This window comes from Acinetobacter legionensis (assembly GCF_057165765.1).
The window spans coordinates 4,095,327-4,113,392 of record NZ_CM169896.1 but is presented as its reverse complement, the minus strand read 5'-3'; the positions used below and the strand labels follow the sequence as shown (position 1 = coordinate 4,113,392).

Annotated in this window: 18 protein-coding genes; 14 read left to right on the top strand and 4 right to left on the bottom strand. The window is 38.4% G+C overall.

The window, feature by feature from the left end; translation table 11 throughout:
- Positions 1-519 precede the first annotated feature (519 nt).
- On the top strand, positions 520-1,542 hold the full coding sequence (locus tag AC2G3J_RS18830; protein WP_483771092.1) for a DNA/RNA non-specific endonuclease: 1,023 nt from the start codon (positions 520-522) through the stop codon (positions 1,540-1,542).
- A gap of 79 nt (positions 1,543-1,621) precedes the next feature.
- Positions 1,622-1,867 (top strand): hypothetical protein, encoded by a 246-nt coding sequence (locus AC2G3J_RS18825; protein WP_151802451.1) that lies wholly within the window; start codon positions 1,622-1,624, stop codon positions 1,865-1,867.
- 108 nt (positions 1,868-1,975) lie between these two features.
- Here the strand turns inward: AC2G3J_RS18825 and aqpZ are convergent, their stop codons facing one another.
- Together aqpZ and AC2G3J_RS18815 are read right to left on the bottom strand one after the other, a co-directional pair.
- On the bottom strand, positions 1,976-2,668 hold the full coding sequence (gene aqpZ, locus AC2G3J_RS18820) for an aquaporin Z (protein WP_004718527.1): 693 nt from the start codon (positions 2,666-2,668) through the stop codon (positions 1,976-1,978).
- Between the two features lie 274 nt (positions 2,669-2,942).
- Positions 2,943-3,950, bottom strand: a complete 1,008-nt coding sequence (locus AC2G3J_RS18815) for an AraC family transcriptional regulator (protein ID WP_419326975.1) — start codon at positions 3,948-3,950, stop codon at positions 2,943-2,945.
- Between the two features lie 219 nt (positions 3,951-4,169).
- Between AC2G3J_RS18815 and AC2G3J_RS18810 the strand changes: the two genes are divergently transcribed.
- Positions 4,170-4,808, top strand: a complete 639-nt coding sequence (locus AC2G3J_RS18810; RefSeq protein ID WP_336952394.1) for a sterol desaturase family protein — start codon at positions 4,170-4,172, stop codon at positions 4,806-4,808.
- Between the two features lie 705 nt (positions 4,809-5,513).
- On the opposite strand, the gene AC2G3J_RS18805 is transcribed toward AC2G3J_RS18810, so the two are convergent.
- Positions 5,514-5,783 carry an oxidative damage protection protein gene (locus tag AC2G3J_RS18805; protein WP_004818487.1) on the bottom strand — a complete coding sequence of 90 codons (270 nt, stop codon included), beginning with the start codon at positions 5,781-5,783 and terminating at the stop codon, positions 5,514-5,516.
- Positions 5,784-5,794: 11 nt separating this feature from the next.
- Positions 5,795-7,225, bottom strand: coding sequence for an argininosuccinate lyase (gene argH, locus AC2G3J_RS18800; RefSeq protein WP_419326977.1), 1,431 nt, complete (start codon positions 7,223-7,225; stop codon positions 5,795-5,797).
- A gap of 134 nt (positions 7,226-7,359) precedes the next feature.
- Here argH and AC2G3J_RS18795 point away from each other — a divergent pair, with 134 nt between their 5' ends.
- The 11 genes from AC2G3J_RS18795 to gspD all read left to right on the top strand — a co-directional run bounded on the left by AC2G3J_RS18795 (position 7,360) and on the right by gspD (position 18,043).
- Complete coding sequence (locus AC2G3J_RS18795; RefSeq protein ID WP_483770429.1) at positions 7,360-8,376, top strand: sensor histidine kinase; 1,017 nt, start codon at positions 7,360-7,362, stop codon at positions 8,374-8,376.
- A 49-nt stretch (positions 8,377-8,425) separates the two neighbouring features.
- Positions 8,426-9,163: a LytR/AlgR family response regulator transcription factor gene (locus AC2G3J_RS18790; protein ID WP_336952391.1), complete on the top strand. Its 738-nt coding sequence runs from the start codon at positions 8,426-8,428 to the stop codon at positions 9,161-9,163.
- Between the two features lie 96 nt (positions 9,164-9,259).
- The gene (hemC, locus tag AC2G3J_RS18785; protein ID WP_336952588.1) at positions 9,260-10,183 is read left to right on the top strand and encodes a hydroxymethylbilane synthase; all 924 of its coding nucleotides are present in this window, start codon (positions 9,260-9,262) and stop codon (positions 10,181-10,183) included.
- Between the two features lie 13 nt (positions 10,184-10,196).
- Positions 10,197-10,979 (top strand): uroporphyrinogen-III synthase, encoded by a 783-nt coding sequence (locus AC2G3J_RS18780; RefSeq protein ID WP_483770428.1) that lies wholly within the window; start codon positions 10,197-10,199, stop codon positions 10,977-10,979.
- Positions 10,976-11,806: a hypothetical protein gene (locus AC2G3J_RS18775; RefSeq protein ID WP_483770427.1), complete on the top strand. Its 831-nt coding sequence runs from the start codon at positions 10,976-10,978 to the stop codon at positions 11,804-11,806. Before AC2G3J_RS18780 ends, AC2G3J_RS18775 begins: the two co-directional genes overlap by 4 nt.
- Before the next feature lie 4 nt (positions 11,807-11,810).
- Complete coding sequence (locus AC2G3J_RS18770; RefSeq protein ID WP_483770426.1) at positions 11,811-13,004, top strand: YfgM family protein; 1,194 nt, start codon at positions 11,811-11,813, stop codon at positions 13,002-13,004.
- 9 nt (positions 13,005-13,013) lie between these two features.
- The gene (locus tag AC2G3J_RS18765) at positions 13,014-13,451 is read left to right on the top strand and encodes an acyl-CoA thioesterase (protein ID WP_483770425.1); all 438 of its coding nucleotides are present in this window, start codon (positions 13,014-13,016) and stop codon (positions 13,449-13,451) included.
- Between the two features lie 225 nt (positions 13,452-13,676).
- Complete coding sequence (locus AC2G3J_RS18760; RefSeq protein WP_336952386.1) at positions 13,677-14,003, top strand: H-NS histone family protein; 327 nt, start codon at positions 13,677-13,679, stop codon at positions 14,001-14,003.
- Positions 14,004-14,166: 163 nt separating this feature from the next.
- Positions 14,167-14,910, top strand: coding sequence for a type II secretion system protein N (gspN, locus tag AC2G3J_RS18755; protein WP_419819706.1), 744 nt, complete (start codon positions 14,167-14,169; stop codon positions 14,908-14,910).
- Complete coding sequence (locus AC2G3J_RS18750; protein WP_336952384.1) at positions 14,910-15,755, top strand: type II secretion system protein N; 846 nt, start codon at positions 14,910-14,912, stop codon at positions 15,753-15,755. Before gspN ends, AC2G3J_RS18750 begins: the two co-directional genes overlap by 1 nt.
- 41 nt (positions 15,756-15,796) lie before the next feature.
- A complete protein-coding gene (gene gspD / locus AC2G3J_RS18745) occupies positions 15,797-18,043 on the top strand; it encodes a type II secretion system secretin GspD (protein WP_336952383.1) in 2,247 nt (748 codons plus the stop codon).
- The last annotated feature ends 23 nt before the right edge of the window (positions 18,044-18,066 follow it).

The following is an 18,066-nucleotide window of genomic DNA, read 5'->3' as shown; positions in this document are numbered from 1 at the left end:
ATTCACTTCATCTTTAGTAAGGATTTTTCTCTAAATCCTGAAAATACGAATTCTTATCCTCTGTGTTCTTGATCCTGCAAAAGTAGATGGGCTGATATTACACTGACACAGTATCAAACCCTTTAGAATGCTCAGTTTGAATGCTTTTATCATTCAATTCTCCCCAGCAAATCATGAGACATCCGCATAAAACGATCCTATACGACAAATTGTGTCGCAAAGCTGTCGAACAACACTGCGCAACATGACATAATCATGATCACAAGTGCGATAAAGCATCTGGAAGATATTTGATTTTCTAGCATTTTTTATGAAATAAACAATAAATTGTTACATGGAATGTTGTTTAGTTAAGCATAAATCGTAGAAGCTTTACTCGGTTGAAGGTCGACACAATATCTTTCAGTTTATTGACTTGTTAAGCTATTTAAATTCAAAAACTTAATTTGTATCAGTTTTGAGTGGATTGTTTATTTAACCTTGTTTAGGAAGCCTTTGTTGAAAAATTCAGTAGTTAAAATGGTTTTGGGTGTTGTTGCTACTGGAAGTTTTGCGATTGCGTTTGGCCAAGAGAAAATTTTTCAGTTACTGCCGTTTACCCAAAGTAGTACCAATAACTCTGTGTGTTTAAATCAGTTCTATCGAGAGCAACCACCTGTTCTAATCAAAGAAAGTTTAAAGAAAAACAGTTATCCCTTATGTTTTAATGGGTTTAATGTGATGTATTCGGGGATTTCAAAAACGCCGTTATGGACAGCAGAATATTTATCTCCACAGCGCTTAAGTCAAAAGATTAAACGTGAAGATAATTTCCACGAAGAGCCACGTGTAAACGCTGCACATCGTGCATTATTATCGGATTATCGTGGTTCAGGCTATGACCGTGGTCATATGTCACCCAATGCCGATATGCCCAATAAAGAATCACAGTTTGACAGCTTTTCTTTAGCCAATATGGTCCCGCAAGCTGCTAAAAATAACCAACAAGTTTGGCGTGAGTTAGAAGAAGCAACTCGTGCAATTGTGACCAAGCAAAAGAAAGATGTGTATGTGGTTACTGGCCCAGTCTTTTCAGGAAAAAAACTAAAAACCATTGGAAAGGGGGTGATTGTTCCAACCGCAATCTACAAAGCGATTTACTTGCCTAAACATGGGATCATTGGTGCGTACTATGCGCCAAATAATGATTCACTTCAGGTTAAAGTGGTCAGCGTATGCTATTTAGAAGAGCAGTTGGGAATGAATTTATTTCCACAACTGACCGAAGAACAAAAGCGCAATACGTATAAATTGCCTTTGAACGCAAAGCAGGTCAAGGCCAATAAAGAAATAGAGTACTCACATTGGGATGCGGAAAGCCAATGTGCAGAAGAGGTCAGTCAGGATAAAATCACTGCACTGCAAAAGCAGTTCCAACCCAAAAGTGGTTCAACAGCTACATCGGATATGCAATTGCCGAAAGTAGATCCTGAAACCAAAGATGCCTTGGTGAAACAATTGGTTGAAGCGTTGTTGCAATATATTTTACAAATTTTGAAATAATTCAGCGCAGATGGTGCAGTATCTTTTGAGAATCTATTTATACTGTGAATAAGATCGAAAAAAATTGAGAAAATTAAAAATGTTTAAACCGTTTGAGAATGGCACAGAATCACATTCAATTCATGATTTAACCTTAGAAAATCAAACTGACTGTGTCAGTATTTATGGCAACTTACAGATCACCAAAGATCAAGCAGGCTTAAAAGCGGCTAAGCTTTTACAAAGCTATCTCAATGATGTGGTGGCAAGTTTAGAGAAGCAAAGTGACCTACCAGAACAGCTCGCGCGTCAAAGCGAAGGTGAAATTGAGAATCCATTTCTTTAAAGACCATATTTATTTTTAAGCCATTTTTGAATCAGCTACTTTGTAATTTATTGGTTTATAAGTGTAAAAAACCTGCCGAAGCAGGATTTTTTTACATTGAAAACTTATTTAGGATTGAGGCTCATTACCCACAACCTTATAAATCAGTGCCCCAATGATTGCACCGACAATTGGTGCTACCCAGAATAACCATAATTGACTCAGTGCTGCTGTTTCAGCAAATAAAGCCACAGCGGTACTACGGGCTGGATTGACTGAAGTATTGGTGACAGGGATACTAATTAAGTGAATCAAAGTAAGGGCTAAACCGATGGCAATCGGGGCAAAGCCAGCAGGTGCACGTTTGTCTGTTGAACCGAGAATAACAATTAAGAAAAAGGCGGTTAATACGATTTCAATCAATAAAGCAGAGACTAAAGAATATTTTCCAGGGGATAAATCACCAAAACCATTGCTGGCGAATCCGCCAGTTCCCGTGAATCCCGCCTGACCTTGTACGATTAAATACAAAACAAATGCGGCCAAAATACCACCGATGACTTGAGCAATAATATAAGGCGCTAAGTCTTTAGCATTAAAACGACCACCTACCCATAAACCCACACTTACCGCAGGGTTAAAATGCCCGCCTGAGATATGCCCTAAAGCAAAAGCGCCTGTGAGTACGGTTAAACCGAATGCCAGTGCGACACCAGCAAAACCGATGCCCAGTTCTGGAAAAGCAGCGGCAAATATTGCGCTACCACATCCTCCAAACACCAGCCAAAAGGTTCCGATAAATTCTGCGAGATATTTATTCATATTGATTCCTAAATTATTTTTTTGAACGGAATGGGTTATGTGGCTATTTTAAAATAGTTGATAACCTTGGAGTGGGTACAACTTTTATTTTCTGTATAAAGATAATAGTCTAAAAATATGAAAATAAAATCACAAATAAAAAATATTCATATCAATATCGGTTAATGTTCTGATTTTTATTTTAAAAAATTATATTTTACAGAATCTTAACTTTAAGAGGCTAATCGTGGGAATGGAGGAATATGCTGTTTTTAGCTATAAATTTAATACACAATTACTTAAATTCTCGGTGCTGAATCCGCCATTGTTGTGGTGTTAAGCCTGTCCATTGTTTAAAAGCACGTTGGAAGGCACTTTGTTCTGAGTAGCTGAGAAGGAGGGCGATTTCATGTAGACCTAAATGTGGATCTTGTAAATACTGAAAGGCTAATAATTGACGGACATCCTGAACACGTTGTTGGTAGGTGGTGTTTTGACTTTGTAGATGACGCTGTAACTGACGTATCGACATATTCAGTTGTTTAGCAATGGTTTCAATCTGATAATTATTTTTTTGTAATCCCAATAAAATACTTTGTTGTAAGCGCTCATCTAGTTGGGTGGCATTGGGTAAGCTTGCAAGTAAAGCTTGCGCTTGCTGCATCAGTAGTTTTTGCAGAGTTTGATCACTGCGTTTAAAGGAAATCGCGAGTGCGCTAATGGGAAAGATCAGTTCGACCTTTTCTTGTTGAAAGAGCACAGGACACTTAAAGAACGCTTGATACACCATTCCATTTTTAGGTTGATGATGAATAAAATTAACCTGATAGAGACTGATGTCATCTGATATAAATTGTCTTAAAAACTGAATCAATACAGCCATCGCAATTTCATCAGTAATTTGAGTGGTTAAATGCGTAGGTAGATTTTCCCAGCGGACTGAGATGTGCTGTTCATCATAATATTCAACCTTGAGTGGGCTTCCATCATAAATCAATCGATGAAAATCATGATAACGGGTAAGTGCCTCCCCGAGCGTGTCACAAGATTGTGCAATATAGGCAATGATGCCAATATGTTTAGGTTGTACATGTTTAGAGATGTCTAGACCCAAAGCTGGGCTTTGTACTTGCGCTTGTATGTCATCCAAAATCTCACGCCAAACGGTATATTCAAAGCGTTCAACATTTTGAACCTGTTGTAATTTGGATGAAATCTTTAGACCTTTAGCTTCACTAAAAGTATAGAGTAATTGTCCAAGCCCCCCATATACGGAGCCAGCATAGTCCTTTAATTGCATCATTTACACATCTTGTTATTGTGTGATCTACGTCAGCTGTAGTTTAAGCATCATACTATTTTAATCGAGTTTAAATAAGACAAACAAGCGCCGCTGAGTGGATTCAAGTGGATTTGTCGATACTATTTTAATTTGTCGTAATTTGTCAATGAAAACACTTTTTGATGTCAATACCTATTTCCCAGCATGTTTTATATTCACAATAAGCAAGAGGGATTAAATATGTTAAAAGGTTTTTTAGTTGGATTGGTCGTCGCAAATGGTTTTGAATGGGTTGCGCATAACTATATTTTACATGGTCAACATCGCCCAGGAAAACCACGTTTTAGTCCAGTGCCACGCAGTATGAAATCACATTGGGAACACCATCGTGAAGTTCGTAAACAGGATTTTCATGATGATGGCTATGTAGAAGGGATTTCAAATTGGCGAACCAAGAATGAAATCGTTTCTTTGGCGGTCGTCGCTGGTGCGGCAAGTTTGATTTTCTACCCAATTTCGAAAGGAATGGTTGCGGCATCTATTTATAGTGCATGTAATTATTATTATATCCATCGCCGTGCACATTTAGAGCCTGAGTGGGCGATGAAGAAAATTCCTTGGCATTATGATCACCACATGAACTCGAATCAAGATGCGAACTGGTGTGTCACCAAGCCTTGGTTTGATTACCTGATGGGGACACGGGTGATTTCTTCTGCGGATTTGCAAGAACAGAATCCTTTAGGTGTGAAATTGCCTCAGCCAATCGCAAACTGGTTATCATCCAGCATAGAAAAATATTTTCCAGCCAAATGGGTAGAGAAAAAACCACTATTGGTTGAAGAAAATACAGATAAGCTGAACGATTCTGTGGCTTAGTTTAGATGTTGTTTGGTGAGCGACATTGTGTTTTCTGATCAGTTTAAAAATTGAGTTAAACGAACGGGATGTGTGCTGTAAAAATTATAATTTGTCGTGATTGGTCAGTATTTTCGGTATCTTTGGTCAATATTACGCGATAACATCTCTGTATATTGATTGCACAGCATGTACCCACTGAAGTATTTAAAGTTTATAGGAGTCTCCAAGACTCCTTTTTTTATGCATGGAGATATACCAACAATACATAACCTGAGTTCAATATAAAACTCTTGATGAAATATGATACTCTGAAACGTCATTCGCAACTGTCTGAGGCAGGACTTCATTGATAAAGAGTTGTTTCTGCGGTTCATTGAATGCGTTGCTGGTGGTCGACGAGTTTTGCGGTGAGCAGCGATGTAGCTGCGCAAGATGGTTACCCTTGCGGAGCTTAGCTCCTCATATCGAAACAAAAGTAGGGCGAGCCGCAGGCTGATCCAGAAATTGGATGAAAGCTCAGCAAGACTCCGCCAAGATTATTTTTTTCAATAAGTTAAAGGTGTAATAAGGTCGAGCCCACGTTACATACGATTAAATTTATAAGCTCATGTGATCGCGTCATCTTGTACGATGAAGCAATAAAAAAATCCCCTGACGGGGATTTTTTAGATGGGCATAAGATGCACATCACTTTAGGATTTTTCCCTTGTGAGGCTTTGGTTATTACTCAGGCTTTAAGCCTTCCGCCATTTCCAGTGATTGATCATTATCCAAAAATTTTTCACGCTGTTCTTCTAAAAACTTTTTTGCATCTGGTTCAAACACGTTTAAACGTTTTTCATTGATTAACGTGGTTTGGTGTTTTAACCATTCTTGCCAAGCTTGTTTAGAAACTGTGTCAAATAACACTTGACCCTTTGGACCTGGAAAGGGTGCAAAGTCTAAACCTTCTAACTCTTTTTGATATTTACGGCAAAATACTTGTCGAGTCATATCAAAACTCCTTATGCATAAAGTTTTTCTAAACGGATATAAGCGCGTTCAATTGCAGTAGCAACCTGTGCCGGCGCAGTACCACCAATATGATTACGCGCATTGACAGATGCTTCAAGGGTTAATGCTTTTTCAAACACATCTGCTTGAATTAAATCTGAGAATTGTTGTAATTGCTCAAGGCTTAACTCAGAAAGATCTTTCGATTCTTGCACACCTAGCGCCACGGCTTTACCTACGATTTCATGTGCATCACGGAAAGCAACGCCATTTTTTACAAGGTAATCAGCCAAGTCTGTTGCAGTAGAGAAACCTCGTAAAGCCGCTTCACGCATGATTTCAATATTCGGTACAAGTGCAGGAATCATATCTGCAAAAGCCATCAATGAACCACGCACTGTATCAATGGCATCAAACAAAGGCTCTTTGTCTTCTTGGTTATCTTTGTTATAGGCCAAAGGTTGACCTTTCATGAGGGTGAGCAGGCTCATTAAGTCGCCATAGACACGGCCAGTTTTACCACGAATCAGTTCAGGAACATCTGGGTTTTTCTTTTGTGGCATGATAGATGAGCCAGTACAGAAACGGTCAGGAATATTCACAAACTTAAATTGTGCAGAAGTCCAAAGAATCATTTCTTCTGACATACGTGATAAATGCATCATGATTAAAGATGCAGCAGCATTGAATTCAATCGCAAAGTCACGATCAGATACAGCATCTAAAGAATTTTCAGCAACGGCTTCAAAGTTTAACAATTCCGCAGTATAAGCACGATCAATAGGATACGTTGTTCCAGCAAGCGCAGCTGAACCTAAAGGCATACGGTTGACACGTTTACGGCAGTCAATTAAACGCTCAGAGTCACGCACCAACATTTCAAACCACGCCATCAAATGATGACCAAAAGTCACAGGTTGTGCAGTCTGTAAATGGGTAAAGCCAGGCATGATGGTGTCAGTATTCTTCGCTGCTAAGCCCAAGATGCCTTTTTGTAATTTTTCCAGTAAAGTTAAAATCGCATCAATTTCGTCACGAACATATAAACGGATGTCTGTGGCAACTTGGTCATTACGGCTACGACCAGTATGCAATTTTTTACCTGCAATCCCGATACGTTGAGTTAAACGAGATTCGATATTCATGTGCACATCTTCTAAATCAATGCGCCATTCAAATTGACCTGCTTCAATTTCAGTTTTAATTGTGTTTAAACCATTGATAATGTCATCACGTTCTTGTTCTGTAAGGACACCAACTTTTGCTAACATAGTCGCATGTGCGATAGATCCAGCAATATCTTGTTTATAAAAACGTTGGTCAAATTGAACCGATGCAGTAAATTCAGCAACAAAAGCATCAGTAGCTTCAGAGAAACGACCGCCCCACATGCCTGAAGTTTGGGCTTGTGACGGATTAGAGGAATTAGAAGATGTGGTCATATCGGCTCAGTAGGAAAAAAAGCAGTAGAACTAAACGCAGTATAACAAATTCAGCCTCACTTGCCGAAGTAAAGCGCAATCATTCGTCAATAAAATCTGGGCGTGGTTTTTATCAGTCTTATTTTTTTAGCAAAATGGGCCATCGTAAGTATTTATTCGAATTGTTTATCTCTAGTAATGTGTTGGCTTTTTTATTAGCCCTGGCAGAAGCACAATCATGGGGCAATTTAAACCTTTGGCATGTTTTAGAATATATTTTATATATTAATTGGGTATTATTGGCTTTTGCGGCTTTTCAGGATGTATTTGAAAAAAGGCTATCGCAGTATACCTATTTATCTATTTCAATATTCAGTTTTATACTTTTACAGGTGATCGTGCTGTGCACAACGCTGGTTTTAAATATTATTCATTATTGGGGAACGCATTTTTCTTTACAAAATATTTCCATAACTGACATTTCACATAATCTTATTTTGCATGTCAGTTATGGGGTATTGCTGGGCGCATTTTGTTTACGTTACCTGTATATACGCGAACAAGCTGTATTACAGCAAAATAGTGAACTCAATGCGCGTATTCAGGCCATGCAAGCCCGAATTCATCCCCATTTTTTATTCAATAGTTTAAATAGTGTGGTGAGTTTAATTGCAATTGATCCTGATAAAGCTGAACAAATGCTGATAGATTTATCTAAATTGTTTAGAGCAAGTTTTCAAGAGTTAAAGTTGGTCAGCCTAAAAGAAGAAATACAATTATCTCAACAATACATTGCAATAGAGCAGATTCGTTTAGGTGATCGTTTAAATGTAGAATGGAATATCCAACAACCTTTGTTATTAGATCAGGTCAAAATTCCCTTATTAACCTTACAGCCTTTAATTGAAAATAGTATTTTTCACGGGGTAGAGAAAAAGATTATCGATGCCAAGATCGGGATACTGGTTGAAATATTGCAAAATCAAGTCAACATAGTCATTACCAACCCATTTTTACAAGATAGAATAAAAGTGCGAGAAGGGCATGGAATTGCTTTAGAAAATGTAAAACAGCGTTTAAAAGCACATTTTGGCGATTCTGTTTATTTTCGAAATTATGCAGGGAATGGATTATTTACAATGGTAATTCAATATCAGTATAAAAATAGATGATTGGGAAATTCATTAAAATAAATATGATGTATTTTGGTAAGGAGGAGCAATGGACATCCTGATTTGTGATGATGAACCGCTTGCAGTGGACCGCTTATCACGATTGGTGTCGCAACTTGGGCATCAAGTTATTGCAACAGCGCAACATGGTAAACAGGCATTAGAAATGGTTCAGCAGTTTGAGCCAGATGTTGTGTTGCTCGATATTCAGATGCCAGAAATGGATGGTTTAAGCTGTGCGCAGCATTTAGCACACTTTAATCCTATGCCCGCAATTGTATTTTGTACGGCATTTGATGAACATGCTTTGCAAGCCATTCAATCTCAAGCCCAAGGATATTTATTAAAACCCATTGCCAAGGACGAATTGGAAACGGTTTTGGAGGGTGTTACTAAACTGACCCAAGCTCAATTAACTAACTTAGAAAAAAAAGAACTCATGGACGAAAAAGTGCAAAGGCAGCAAATTGCTGCAAAAACCTATCGGGGTTTGGAGCTCATTCCTGTTGAAAATATTTACTATTTTTTAGCAGATCAAAAATATGTCACTGTACGTCACAAAAATGGCAGTGTACTTATTGATGAAACGCTTAAAGATTTAGAAACAGAGTTTGCAGACCGATTTATTCGTATTCATCGTAATGCTCTAATTTCACTAGATTATTTAGACGGGTTGGAGATGGTGTCCTCTGGCCAGTACCAAGCACGATGCCGTGAATTAGAAGAACGTTTGGCCGTCAGCCGTCGACACTTACCTTTGCTACGAGAACGAATGCAGAATTTATAGTTGGATACGAACATTAAATCATTTTGATAATTCGCTTGCATTTTTGAGATTGCAGGGTAAGTTTAGAGTGTTTAAAAGTTTGGCAAAGCTGAAATGATGAAAACCTTGAAAATAGCAACGCGCCAGAGCCCACTTGCAATGTGGCAGGCTGAGCATATTCGTGATCGTTTAGAGCAATTACACGCACATGTAAAAGTAGAGTTGGTGACGTTTGTAACCCAAGGTGACAAAATTTTGGATACACCTTTAGCCAAAATAGGGGGGAAAGGGTTATTTGTCAAAGAATTAGAAGCAGCTTTAATGGATGGTCGTGCAGATTTAGCCGTTCATTCAATGAAAGATGTACCCATGCAATTACCTGAAGGTTTAGTGCTTGCAGTAATTTGTGAGCGTGAAGATCCTTTTGATGCTTTTGTTTCCAATCATTATGAAAAGTTTGAAGATTTACCACAAGGCGCAACACTTGGCACATCGAGCTTACGCCGTAAATGTCAGCTTTTAAAACAGCGTCCTGATTTAAATGTGATTGATTTACGCGGCAATGTTGGAACACGCTTATCCAAGCTGGATGCGGGTCAATATGATGCAATTATCCTTGCGAGTGCTGGTTTGAAACGATTAGCGCTCTCAGATCGTATTCGTCACACACTTGCACCAGAGATTAGTTTACCTGCTGTGGGTCAAGGTGCACTGGGCTTAGAGTGTCGCTCAGATGATCAAGAAATTTTGGATTTAATCATGCCTTTAATGCATGGTGAAACCAATGCATGTGTACGTGCTGAACGAGCTTTTAATGCTTATCTCGAAGGCGGTTGCCAAGTGCCTATCGCAGGCTTTGCTACGTTAAGTGATCAATTGTTGTCCTTAGAAGGTCGGGTTGGTAGTGCGGACGGCAAAACATTGTTATGTAGTCAAGTCAGTGGCACACCAGATCAAGCAGAGCAGTTAGGTGTGCAACTTGCACAAAACCTACTTGAACAAGGTGCTGGGGAAATACTCAAAGCACTTTATCAAGCTTAGTTTCTAGGCTTTAATGTTGTTTATTAATACTCGCCCGATTGATCGTGCTCAGCCATTAAATGAATGTCTGCGCCAATCAGGTTTTGACGTGGTTGATCTTCCATTATTGGAATTGACCCCACGTCCCTATAACAACATATTACAACAACTTTATTTACAACTTTTATCAACTCAAATTATTGTTGTAGTCAGTCCAACTGCTGTTCAAGTGGGTATGCAATATCTTCAGCAATCGGGCCTATCTCTTTTACAGATCAAACATATTCAGTGGATTGCTGTGGGCAAAAAAACTGCGCAACGACTTTCAGACTACGGTGTAGAAAGTCATGTCCCTATGGTGGAAACATCTGAAGGAATGTTGAACTTGCCCCTATTCAATACCTTAAAAGATCTAAAGAAAATAGCTTTTTGGCGTGGTGAAGGCGGTCGGCAGTTTATGATGCAACAATGTCAAGACCGTCATATTGATGTTTTAAACTTTGTCTTATATGACCGAGCATGTCCTCCAGAAACACATCAGCGATTTTTAGATTTTGTGGCTAGGGTTGACCAGTTTGAACCACCCTATTGGAGTTGTATTAGCAGTGAAGCCAGTTGGAACAATTGGCTTGTTTTAACCCGTGATCATCAAGAGATCGTGAGTGCTTGTCATTATTTGGTTCTGGGTGAGCGTTTGTATCAATTATTAAGACATGATAAAAATGCAACCCAGGCGTGTTTGAACAGCACTAAAATTTTAAATTTAGAGCCAGAAACCATTCTACAAACCATAGTGCAGTTGCAAAGGAAGTTATGAAGAAGTTTATTTATGTCTTATTGTTGATCGCTTTAGGATGGCTCATTAAATTGAGTTATAACTTCTATCATGTTTCACAACAGCTCAATGATATTCAACAAACGCTACATAAAAGTGAACAAAAGAATGCCAGTTTGAATGATCAACTGGTGGCGGTAAAACGACAAACAGATGAACCCACTCAAGAGGTAGCAAATAAAACCACCTCTGTAAAAACTTCAATTTCTGGTATTCATCCAAGTGTGGTGGTTAAACAACAGTTAGACTTGGTGCAATTTGCGATGCAACAACAACAGTTTGTTTACGCGCTTGAGCATCTTACTCAATTAAATCAGTCCTTAGATCAGTATGCGTTGGCGGATGCGGTAAAACAAAGCTTACATCAAACCATTGTGCAAGATATACAAAGCATTCAACATTTTGTGATTGAACGAAATGCCCAGCGAGATCAACTAGAGACTTTACTTAAACAAGTTGATCAAGCATTAATATCCGAGCTAAGAAATAATCAATTGAAACCAGAGCAAGATCAGTCGCAATATTTTTGGGAAAAATGGTTTCAAATTGAGATTGTTGAAACAAATTCTCCAGTATTGGCAAACCGTAAATTTATTTTAAAAGAAGTTCAATTGAGATTATTGCTTGCTCAGCAGTTATTAGTGAAAGGGCAAATTGCTGAATACCAAGAGATGCTGAATCAAACGATTCAACAATTGGATATTTTACCTGACACTGCTAGTCAGAAGCTTAAGCAAAAAATATTAAAAATTAAGCAGACCTCGCAACCCCCGATCCCTAAACTCAATAGCTTGGCTGTCTTGGGGTAGATGGATGAAACATATTTTCCTGATCTATGCCTTTATTAGTCTCATTATTCTAGCTGTTTTAAGTGTGTTGAGTTATACCGCAGGGGCGGGTTATGTTTATGTGTTATGGCACAATATTCAAATACAAACCAATTTATGGTTCTTGACATTTGTTGGTGTTGGTATCAGTTTTTTGATGCATGTGGTGTGGTATTTCCTCAACCGTTATATCCGTAGAGAAAAGAGAAAATTAGAACAAGTACTAAATTTTACTACATTGCATCCATTTGAACAGTTTGGTGTATTGTGGTTGTTGGATGGTGAGGATGAGCAGGAGCAAGTTATACAAACTATTTTTGATCAATCTGGTTTATTAAAGCCCATTGTTCAATCTCGACTATTATTCAAACAACTTCACTATAGTGAAGCCCTGAAAGCTTTAGAAAATAGCTCTCCGTCCGCTTTTGAGTTGGCAGAAATTTTACGTATCGAAATTTATTTAGCGCAAGAAGACAGTCAACAAGCTTTAACACATCTAGAATTTTTAAATCGACATGAACTTTCGCCATGGCTAAATCAGCTTTCAGAAAGTTATAAATTATGTGTGCAAAAATTATGGGGACAGTTTGCCATACAATATCCTTGGCAATATTTACATTCGACTCAATTTGGGCAATTAGAAACTGCAACTAAACAGCAATGGTTAATACAGCTTTTAGGTTGTTATGACCAAGCAAGTTTTGAAGATATTGAACTATTACAACAAAAGTTTTTAGAGATAGAGTCACAACTTGATCAAATGCCTTATGACACAAAAGTGCTTTGGTTGAAAATTATTACTCGATTACCTGAACTTGCTCAGCAACAACAGCAGTTAGTGATTCAAATACTTAATGAAAAATTTGACCAAGATGTCTTTCATTTATGGTTTCAACAACAGTTGTTGAGACAAAATCCAGATTATGAGTATTTAGAGCAACAGATTATAAATCTTGAATCTAAGTATATGAACATTCCTGTTTTTTGCTTTGCTAAATGGCATATATATATTGCGACGCATCGTGAATACGAAGCTGATCAGCTTTTGTTATTATATCCAAATGATATTCTAATGAATTATTTACGAATCAAATCTACTTTAAATGGAAATGATGAATTAATTCAACAATTGAATTCAATTTTTGAAAAAGACAGCAATTATATTCAATTTAAAATTTGAGAATCTACAATGAATCCACTGATAAAATTCCCTATCGTTTATGAACAAAAGGTTGCATGGGGGGATATGGATGCTTTTGGTCATGTAAATAATGTGCTGTATTATCGCTATATTGAAAGTGCACGTATCGAATATTTCGATCGTTTGAATGTATTTGACCAAGATGTTTTAACTGTTGTTGCTTCAAGTCAATGTAAATATTTAAAACCAGTATTTTATCCCGATGTGCTACATATTGGTGCGCGGGTAGAAGAAATGAGAAATAGTGCAATACGCATGCATTATCTATTATTCAGTGAGCAACAACAGCAGATTGTTGCTGACGGAGAGGCAGTTATTGTTTTTGTCGATAAAGTAGAAATGAAAAAAGCACTAATTCCTCAACAGTTGCGAAAAGTTATAATTGATTTAGAAGCGACTGTGCATAATGATTTTGCAAAAACATAAAAATTTCTCAATTATCATCATTATATTTAAAACATAAGAAAATATATTCTTTCTTATCAGGTTTATTTTACTGTTAGAAATAAGCCTTTTGGTGTAATTATAATAATGTTTTTGTTGTTTTATGTGTTTATTGAGGAATATATGTATTGCTTATTGGAATAAATGAAAATACTATTGCCATGAAGTTATTTTAAATAAGTATTAAGAAATTTACGTGGAGAGTTAATGATGCCTGATATTAGTAATTTATCGGTAGAAGAGTTAAGAAAGCTAACAGCTGAAGCAGAAGCTTTAATTGAAACTAAAAAAGATCAAGCCGTTGAAGACGCTTATAATAAAATTATTGAAATTGCGCAATCTGCTGGTTTAACTTTAGAGCAGTTTATTGAATACGGCGCACAAAAGCGCAAAAAGACAACGCGTAAAGCGGTTGAGCCGCGTTATCGCAATAAAAAAGACACTTCTGAAACTTGGACTGGACGTGGTAAACAGCCACGCTGGTTGGTTGCAGAAATTGAAAAAGGTGCAAAATTAGAAGATTTCTTGATCTAATCTTCATCTAAGTGTCATTCAAAGGCCTTAAACTTAAAGAACCAAGCAAATCTGCTTGGTTTTTTTATACGAGTGAATTGGCGTTATGCAAAAATTATGCATAATGTACAAACAAGAGGGCATCATCTTGCATGGAAGAATAAATGAATGATGGTAAAGATGAATGAATAAAAAATCAAAACAGATCACGTGGTGGATTACTGGAGTGGTCGCTTTTTTAATTTTTGTACTTTTACAAGTCCCTGCAACATGGCTGATTTCTAAATTTTATAAGAACAATCAAACCTTACAAAATGTGAGTGGAAATATTTGGCAAGGACAAGCAGATTGGCATAAAGGTAATTTACATGGTTCCGTTTCGTGGAGGACACGCCCGTGGGATCTGATATTATTACGTGTGGGTGCAAATATTGAAGTACACAGTGGGCAGACCCAACTGAATGGGGTAGTGGGCTATGGTATTGGTAAAAAAATAATAATTAATCAGATGCAAGGTCAGATTGCACCAGAAACTTTAAAGAATATTGCAAATTGGCAGTGGCCTGCAAATGCAATTCAAATTTCAGATACAAGCCTGCGTTTTAAAAAAGATACTGGATTTAGTGATGTTGACGGACAAATGCATTGGGGAGGGGGTGAGCTTCGGTATACTTTTGGACAACGTCAAGATCAAATGAATATCCCATCTTTAAAAGCGCAAGTTAAAGATGAGGCGGGTAAACTGATTTTTGATATACAAGATCAACGTAGTCAGAAAATGGCCAATATCAGTTTAGATCCAACTATGATGTTAGATGTGCAGTTAACACAACGGATGTTGCTCAATGTGCCTTCCTACGATGGAAAGGCAGGTTTGGATAGTTTTGTAATTAGTTCAAGACAACCGCTCATTCAAGGTGGTTTCTGATGAATATAAAAGAACAGTTTGAAAATATTTCTTGGAAAAAAACAGAGCATCTTGCACCTGTTGTTTTATTTCTTTTAATTTTAGCATTGTGTTGGAAACTGGCCTCGATTTTTTGGTGGGTGGTTGCGCCACCACAAGTCATGCAACCCGAGCAAGTGAATCTAGGCTCACAACAAGTTCAAGTTCCAAATATTTCAAGCTTTTCATTATTTGAGGAAGTTGGATCTAGTACGACAGCGGATGACAGTATTCCGATGGTCTTACAAGGTGTAGTCGTCAGTTATCCAGCACGTTTTTCATCCGCAGTAATTAAAGTTAAAGAAACAGCAGATCGTTATGCGGTCGGTGACACAATCGAGGGTACTAGTTACCAGTTATCCGAAGTATATTGGGATCATATTGTTTTAAGTCAAAGTGGAAATAACAGTAAAGAGTTGCGTTTTACAGGGCTGGATAGTTTGTATCAGCCTATGCCAGGGCAATCAACAGATCAAAATACTAGCCCGCCAGCAAGTACTCCTGCACCATCGCAACCACAAAACTCAAGCCAAAATGCTTTGGGGCAAGCGATTGATAGGATGAATGAAAATCGGGACGAATACCTAAAGAACATGGGGGTTAACGCAAGTGGCGGTCAAGGCTATGAAGTAACAGATCAAACCCCCGCAGCGCTCCGAAATAAACTGGGATTAAGATCTGGAGATCGCATTCTTTCGCTCAATGGACAATCAGTTGGTCAAGGACAGAGTGATGTTCAGCTGCTAGAACAAGCAAAGCGGGATGGCAAAGTAAAAATTGAAATTAAGCGTGGTGATCAGGTGATGACCATTCAGCAAAGTTTGTAAGTGGCTAGGACTACAAATAAAATTAGGATAGATAATAAGTTATGGCTTTTTTGAATCACAATCGACCACTTTGGGCTTTAGTTGCAGCGGCACCAATGCTGGTTGCAGTTAGTACAGCAACACATGCACAGACGTGGAAAATTAACTTACGCGATGCTGATCTCACTGCTTTTATCAATGAAGTTGCAGATATTACGGGCAAAAATTTTGCGGTCGATCCCCGTGTACGTGGCAATGTCACGGTTATTTCAAATAAACCTCTAAATAAAAATGAAGTTTATGACCTATTTTTAGGGGTGCTGAATGTCAATGGTGTAGTGGCTATTCCATCGGGGAATACCATTCGTTTGGTACCAGACAGTAATGTCAAAAATTCTGGTGTACCTTATGATCCACGGAATAATGCACGTGGAGATCAGGTTGTGACACGTGTGATTTGGTTGGAAAATACCAACCCCAATGATTTGATCCCAGCATTACGTCCATTAATGCCACAATTTGCGCATTTGGCAGCAATACAGGGCACCAATGCGTTAATTGTGTCAGATCGTGCAGCAAATATTTATCAACTTGAAACCATTGTTCGGAACTTGGATGGTACTGGGCAAAATGATATTGAAGCTGTTCCTTTACAACAGAGTCAAGCTGAAGAAATTATTAAGCAATTGGATGCAATGAGTTCGACAGGTGCATCCAAAGATTTTGCTGGGGCTCGGGTTCGTATTATCGCTGATGCGCGAACCAACCGTATTTTGATTAAAGGGGATACAGGTACACGTAAACGTATCCGCAACATGATTGAAATGTTGGATGTCCCGTCTGCTGATCGTTTAGGTGGGCTTAAAGTCTTTAAATTAAAATATGCTAGTGCAAAGAATTTATCTGAGATTTTGCAAGGTTTGGTGACTGGTCAGGCAGTCAATTCTAGTTCAAATAATTCTTCTAATAGTAGTTCTAACAACAGCAATAGCAACAGTTTTAACAATAATAACAATTCATCATCGAATACCGGCTCAAGCACTGGAAGTAGTATTTCAACACCAGCAATTAATTTAAACAGCAACTCAAATAACAATAATCAAAATAACATCACCAGTTTTAATGCCAATGGTGTGAGCATTATTGCAGATGGCGCTCAAAATGCGCTGGTGGTTAAAGCTGAGCCACAACTGATGCGCGAAATAGAGGCTGCCATCCAACAGCTTGATGTACGTCGTCAACAAGTTTTGATTGAAGCGACGATTATTGAAATACAAGGCAATGATGCAGATCAGCTTGGTGTGCAATGGGCAATGGGTGATTTAAGTAGTGGTGTGGGTTTAATTAATTTTGATAATTTGGGTACGAGTTTATCAAAATTGGCTGCAGGTTATTTAACAGGTGGTGCTTCTAGTTTAGGTGCACTCGGTGCAGGAACTTCACTTATTGTTGGGGATTATAAAGAAGGTGCAGACGGTTCACGCAGATTATATGGTGCGATGATTCAGGCTTTAAAAGAGCGTACAAAATCCAACCTCTTGTCTACACCATCTATTCTTACCATGGACAATGAAGAAGCATATATTGTCGTCGGTGAAAATGTTCCATTTGTTACTGGCTCAGTCAGTACTGGGACAGGTGGCACCGTCAATCCATATACCTCAATTGAGCGTAAGGATGTGGGGGTGACGTTAAAGGTAATTCCGCATATTGGTGAGGGCGGTTCGATTCGTTTAGAAGTTGAACAAGAAGTCTCAGGCGTTAAGTCAAGTAAAGGGCAAGCTCAAGATTTAGTGACCAGCAAGCGTTCAATCAAAACTACTGTAACCGCAGATCATGGGCAAACCGTGGTGTTAGGTGGCTTGATTTCTGATGATACTGTTCTTGGTCGTCAGTCTGTGCCATTGTTAGGTGATATCCCAGGCTTAGGCCGGTTATTTAGATCGGATGCAAAGTCGAACATAAAGCGGAATTTACTTGTGTTTATCCATCCAACCATCGTGGGTGGGGGTGCCGATATACGCCGTATATCTCAACAACGTTATGATCAGCTGTATAGCCTGCAATTGGCGATGGATAAAGATGGTAATTTTGCTAAGCTCCCTGCCAATGTTGATGATGTTTTTCAGCAACGATTGCCGTTTAGCTCGACACCAAGTTCGCAACCTAAGCTGGTACAACCGCAACCGACAGCACAACCTTCAAGTCAGTATCAAAAGGTGCCTACAGGAGCCAAGACAAGTGCAGTACAAGGTAATGCTGTGACTACACCCGTTGCAGAAGAGCCAAATGATATCCGTAAGCAGTAGCACATTGTGGGCTTCGCGTAACA

What these genes read in the sequence shown, in the direction of transcription:
- aqpZ (WP_004718527.1), bottom strand. Translation starts at nt 2,668, where the DNA reads ATGAATAAATATCTCGCAGAATTTATCGGAACCTTTTGGCTGGTGTTT.
- AC2G3J_RS18775 (WP_483770427.1), top strand. Translation starts at nt 10,976, where the DNA reads ATGAAGAAGTTTATTTATGTCTTATTGTTGATCGCTTTAGGATGGCTC.
- gspN (WP_419819706.1), top strand. Translation starts at nt 14,167, where the DNA reads ATGAATAAAAAATCAAAACAGATCACGTGGTGGATTACTGGAGTGGTC.
- AC2G3J_RS18815 (WP_419326975.1), bottom strand. Translation starts at nt 3,950, where the DNA reads ATGATGCAATTAAAGGACTATGCTGGCTCCGTATATGGGGGGCTTGGA.
- AC2G3J_RS18770 (WP_483770426.1), top strand. Translation starts at nt 11,811, where the DNA reads ATGAAACATATTTTCCTGATCTATGCCTTTATTAGTCTCATTATTCTA.
- AC2G3J_RS18830 (WP_483771092.1), top strand. Translation starts at nt 520, where the DNA reads ATGGTTTTGGGTGTTGTTGCTACTGGAAGTTTTGCGATTGCGTTTGGC.
- AC2G3J_RS18780 (WP_483770428.1), top strand. Translation starts at nt 10,197, where the DNA reads ATGTTGTTTATTAATACTCGCCCGATTGATCGTGCTCAGCCATTAAAT.
- AC2G3J_RS18765 (WP_483770425.1), top strand. Translation starts at nt 13,014, where the DNA reads ATGAATCCACTGATAAAATTCCCTATCGTTTATGAACAAAAGGTTGCA.
- AC2G3J_RS18790 (WP_336952391.1), top strand. Translation starts at nt 8,426, where the DNA reads ATGGACATCCTGATTTGTGATGATGAACCGCTTGCAGTGGACCGCTTA.
- AC2G3J_RS18750 (WP_336952384.1), top strand. Translation starts at nt 14,910, where the DNA reads ATGAATATAAAAGAACAGTTTGAAAATATTTCTTGGAAAAAAACAGAG.
- hemC (WP_336952588.1), top strand. Translation starts at nt 9,260, where the DNA reads ATGAAAACCTTGAAAATAGCAACGCGCCAGAGCCCACTTGCAATGTGG.
- AC2G3J_RS18825 (WP_151802451.1), top strand. Translation starts at nt 1,622, where the DNA reads ATGTTTAAACCGTTTGAGAATGGCACAGAATCACATTCAATTCATGAT.
- AC2G3J_RS18805 (WP_004818487.1), bottom strand. Translation starts at nt 5,783, where the DNA reads ATGACTCGACAAGTATTTTGCCGTAAATATCAAAAAGAGTTAGAAGGT.
- gspD (WP_336952383.1), top strand. Translation starts at nt 15,797, where the DNA reads ATGGCTTTTTTGAATCACAATCGACCACTTTGGGCTTTAGTTGCAGCG.
- AC2G3J_RS18810 (WP_336952394.1), top strand. Translation starts at nt 4,170, where the DNA reads ATGTTAAAAGGTTTTTTAGTTGGATTGGTCGTCGCAAATGGTTTTGAA.
- AC2G3J_RS18795 (WP_483770429.1), top strand. Translation starts at nt 7,360, where the DNA reads ATGGGCCATCGTAAGTATTTATTCGAATTGTTTATCTCTAGTAATGTG.
- AC2G3J_RS18760 (WP_336952386.1), top strand. Translation starts at nt 13,677, where the DNA reads ATGATGCCTGATATTAGTAATTTATCGGTAGAAGAGTTAAGAAAGCTA.
- argH (WP_419326977.1), bottom strand. Translation starts at nt 7,225, where the DNA reads ATGACCACATCTTCTAATTCCTCTAATCCGTCACAAGCCCAAACTTCA.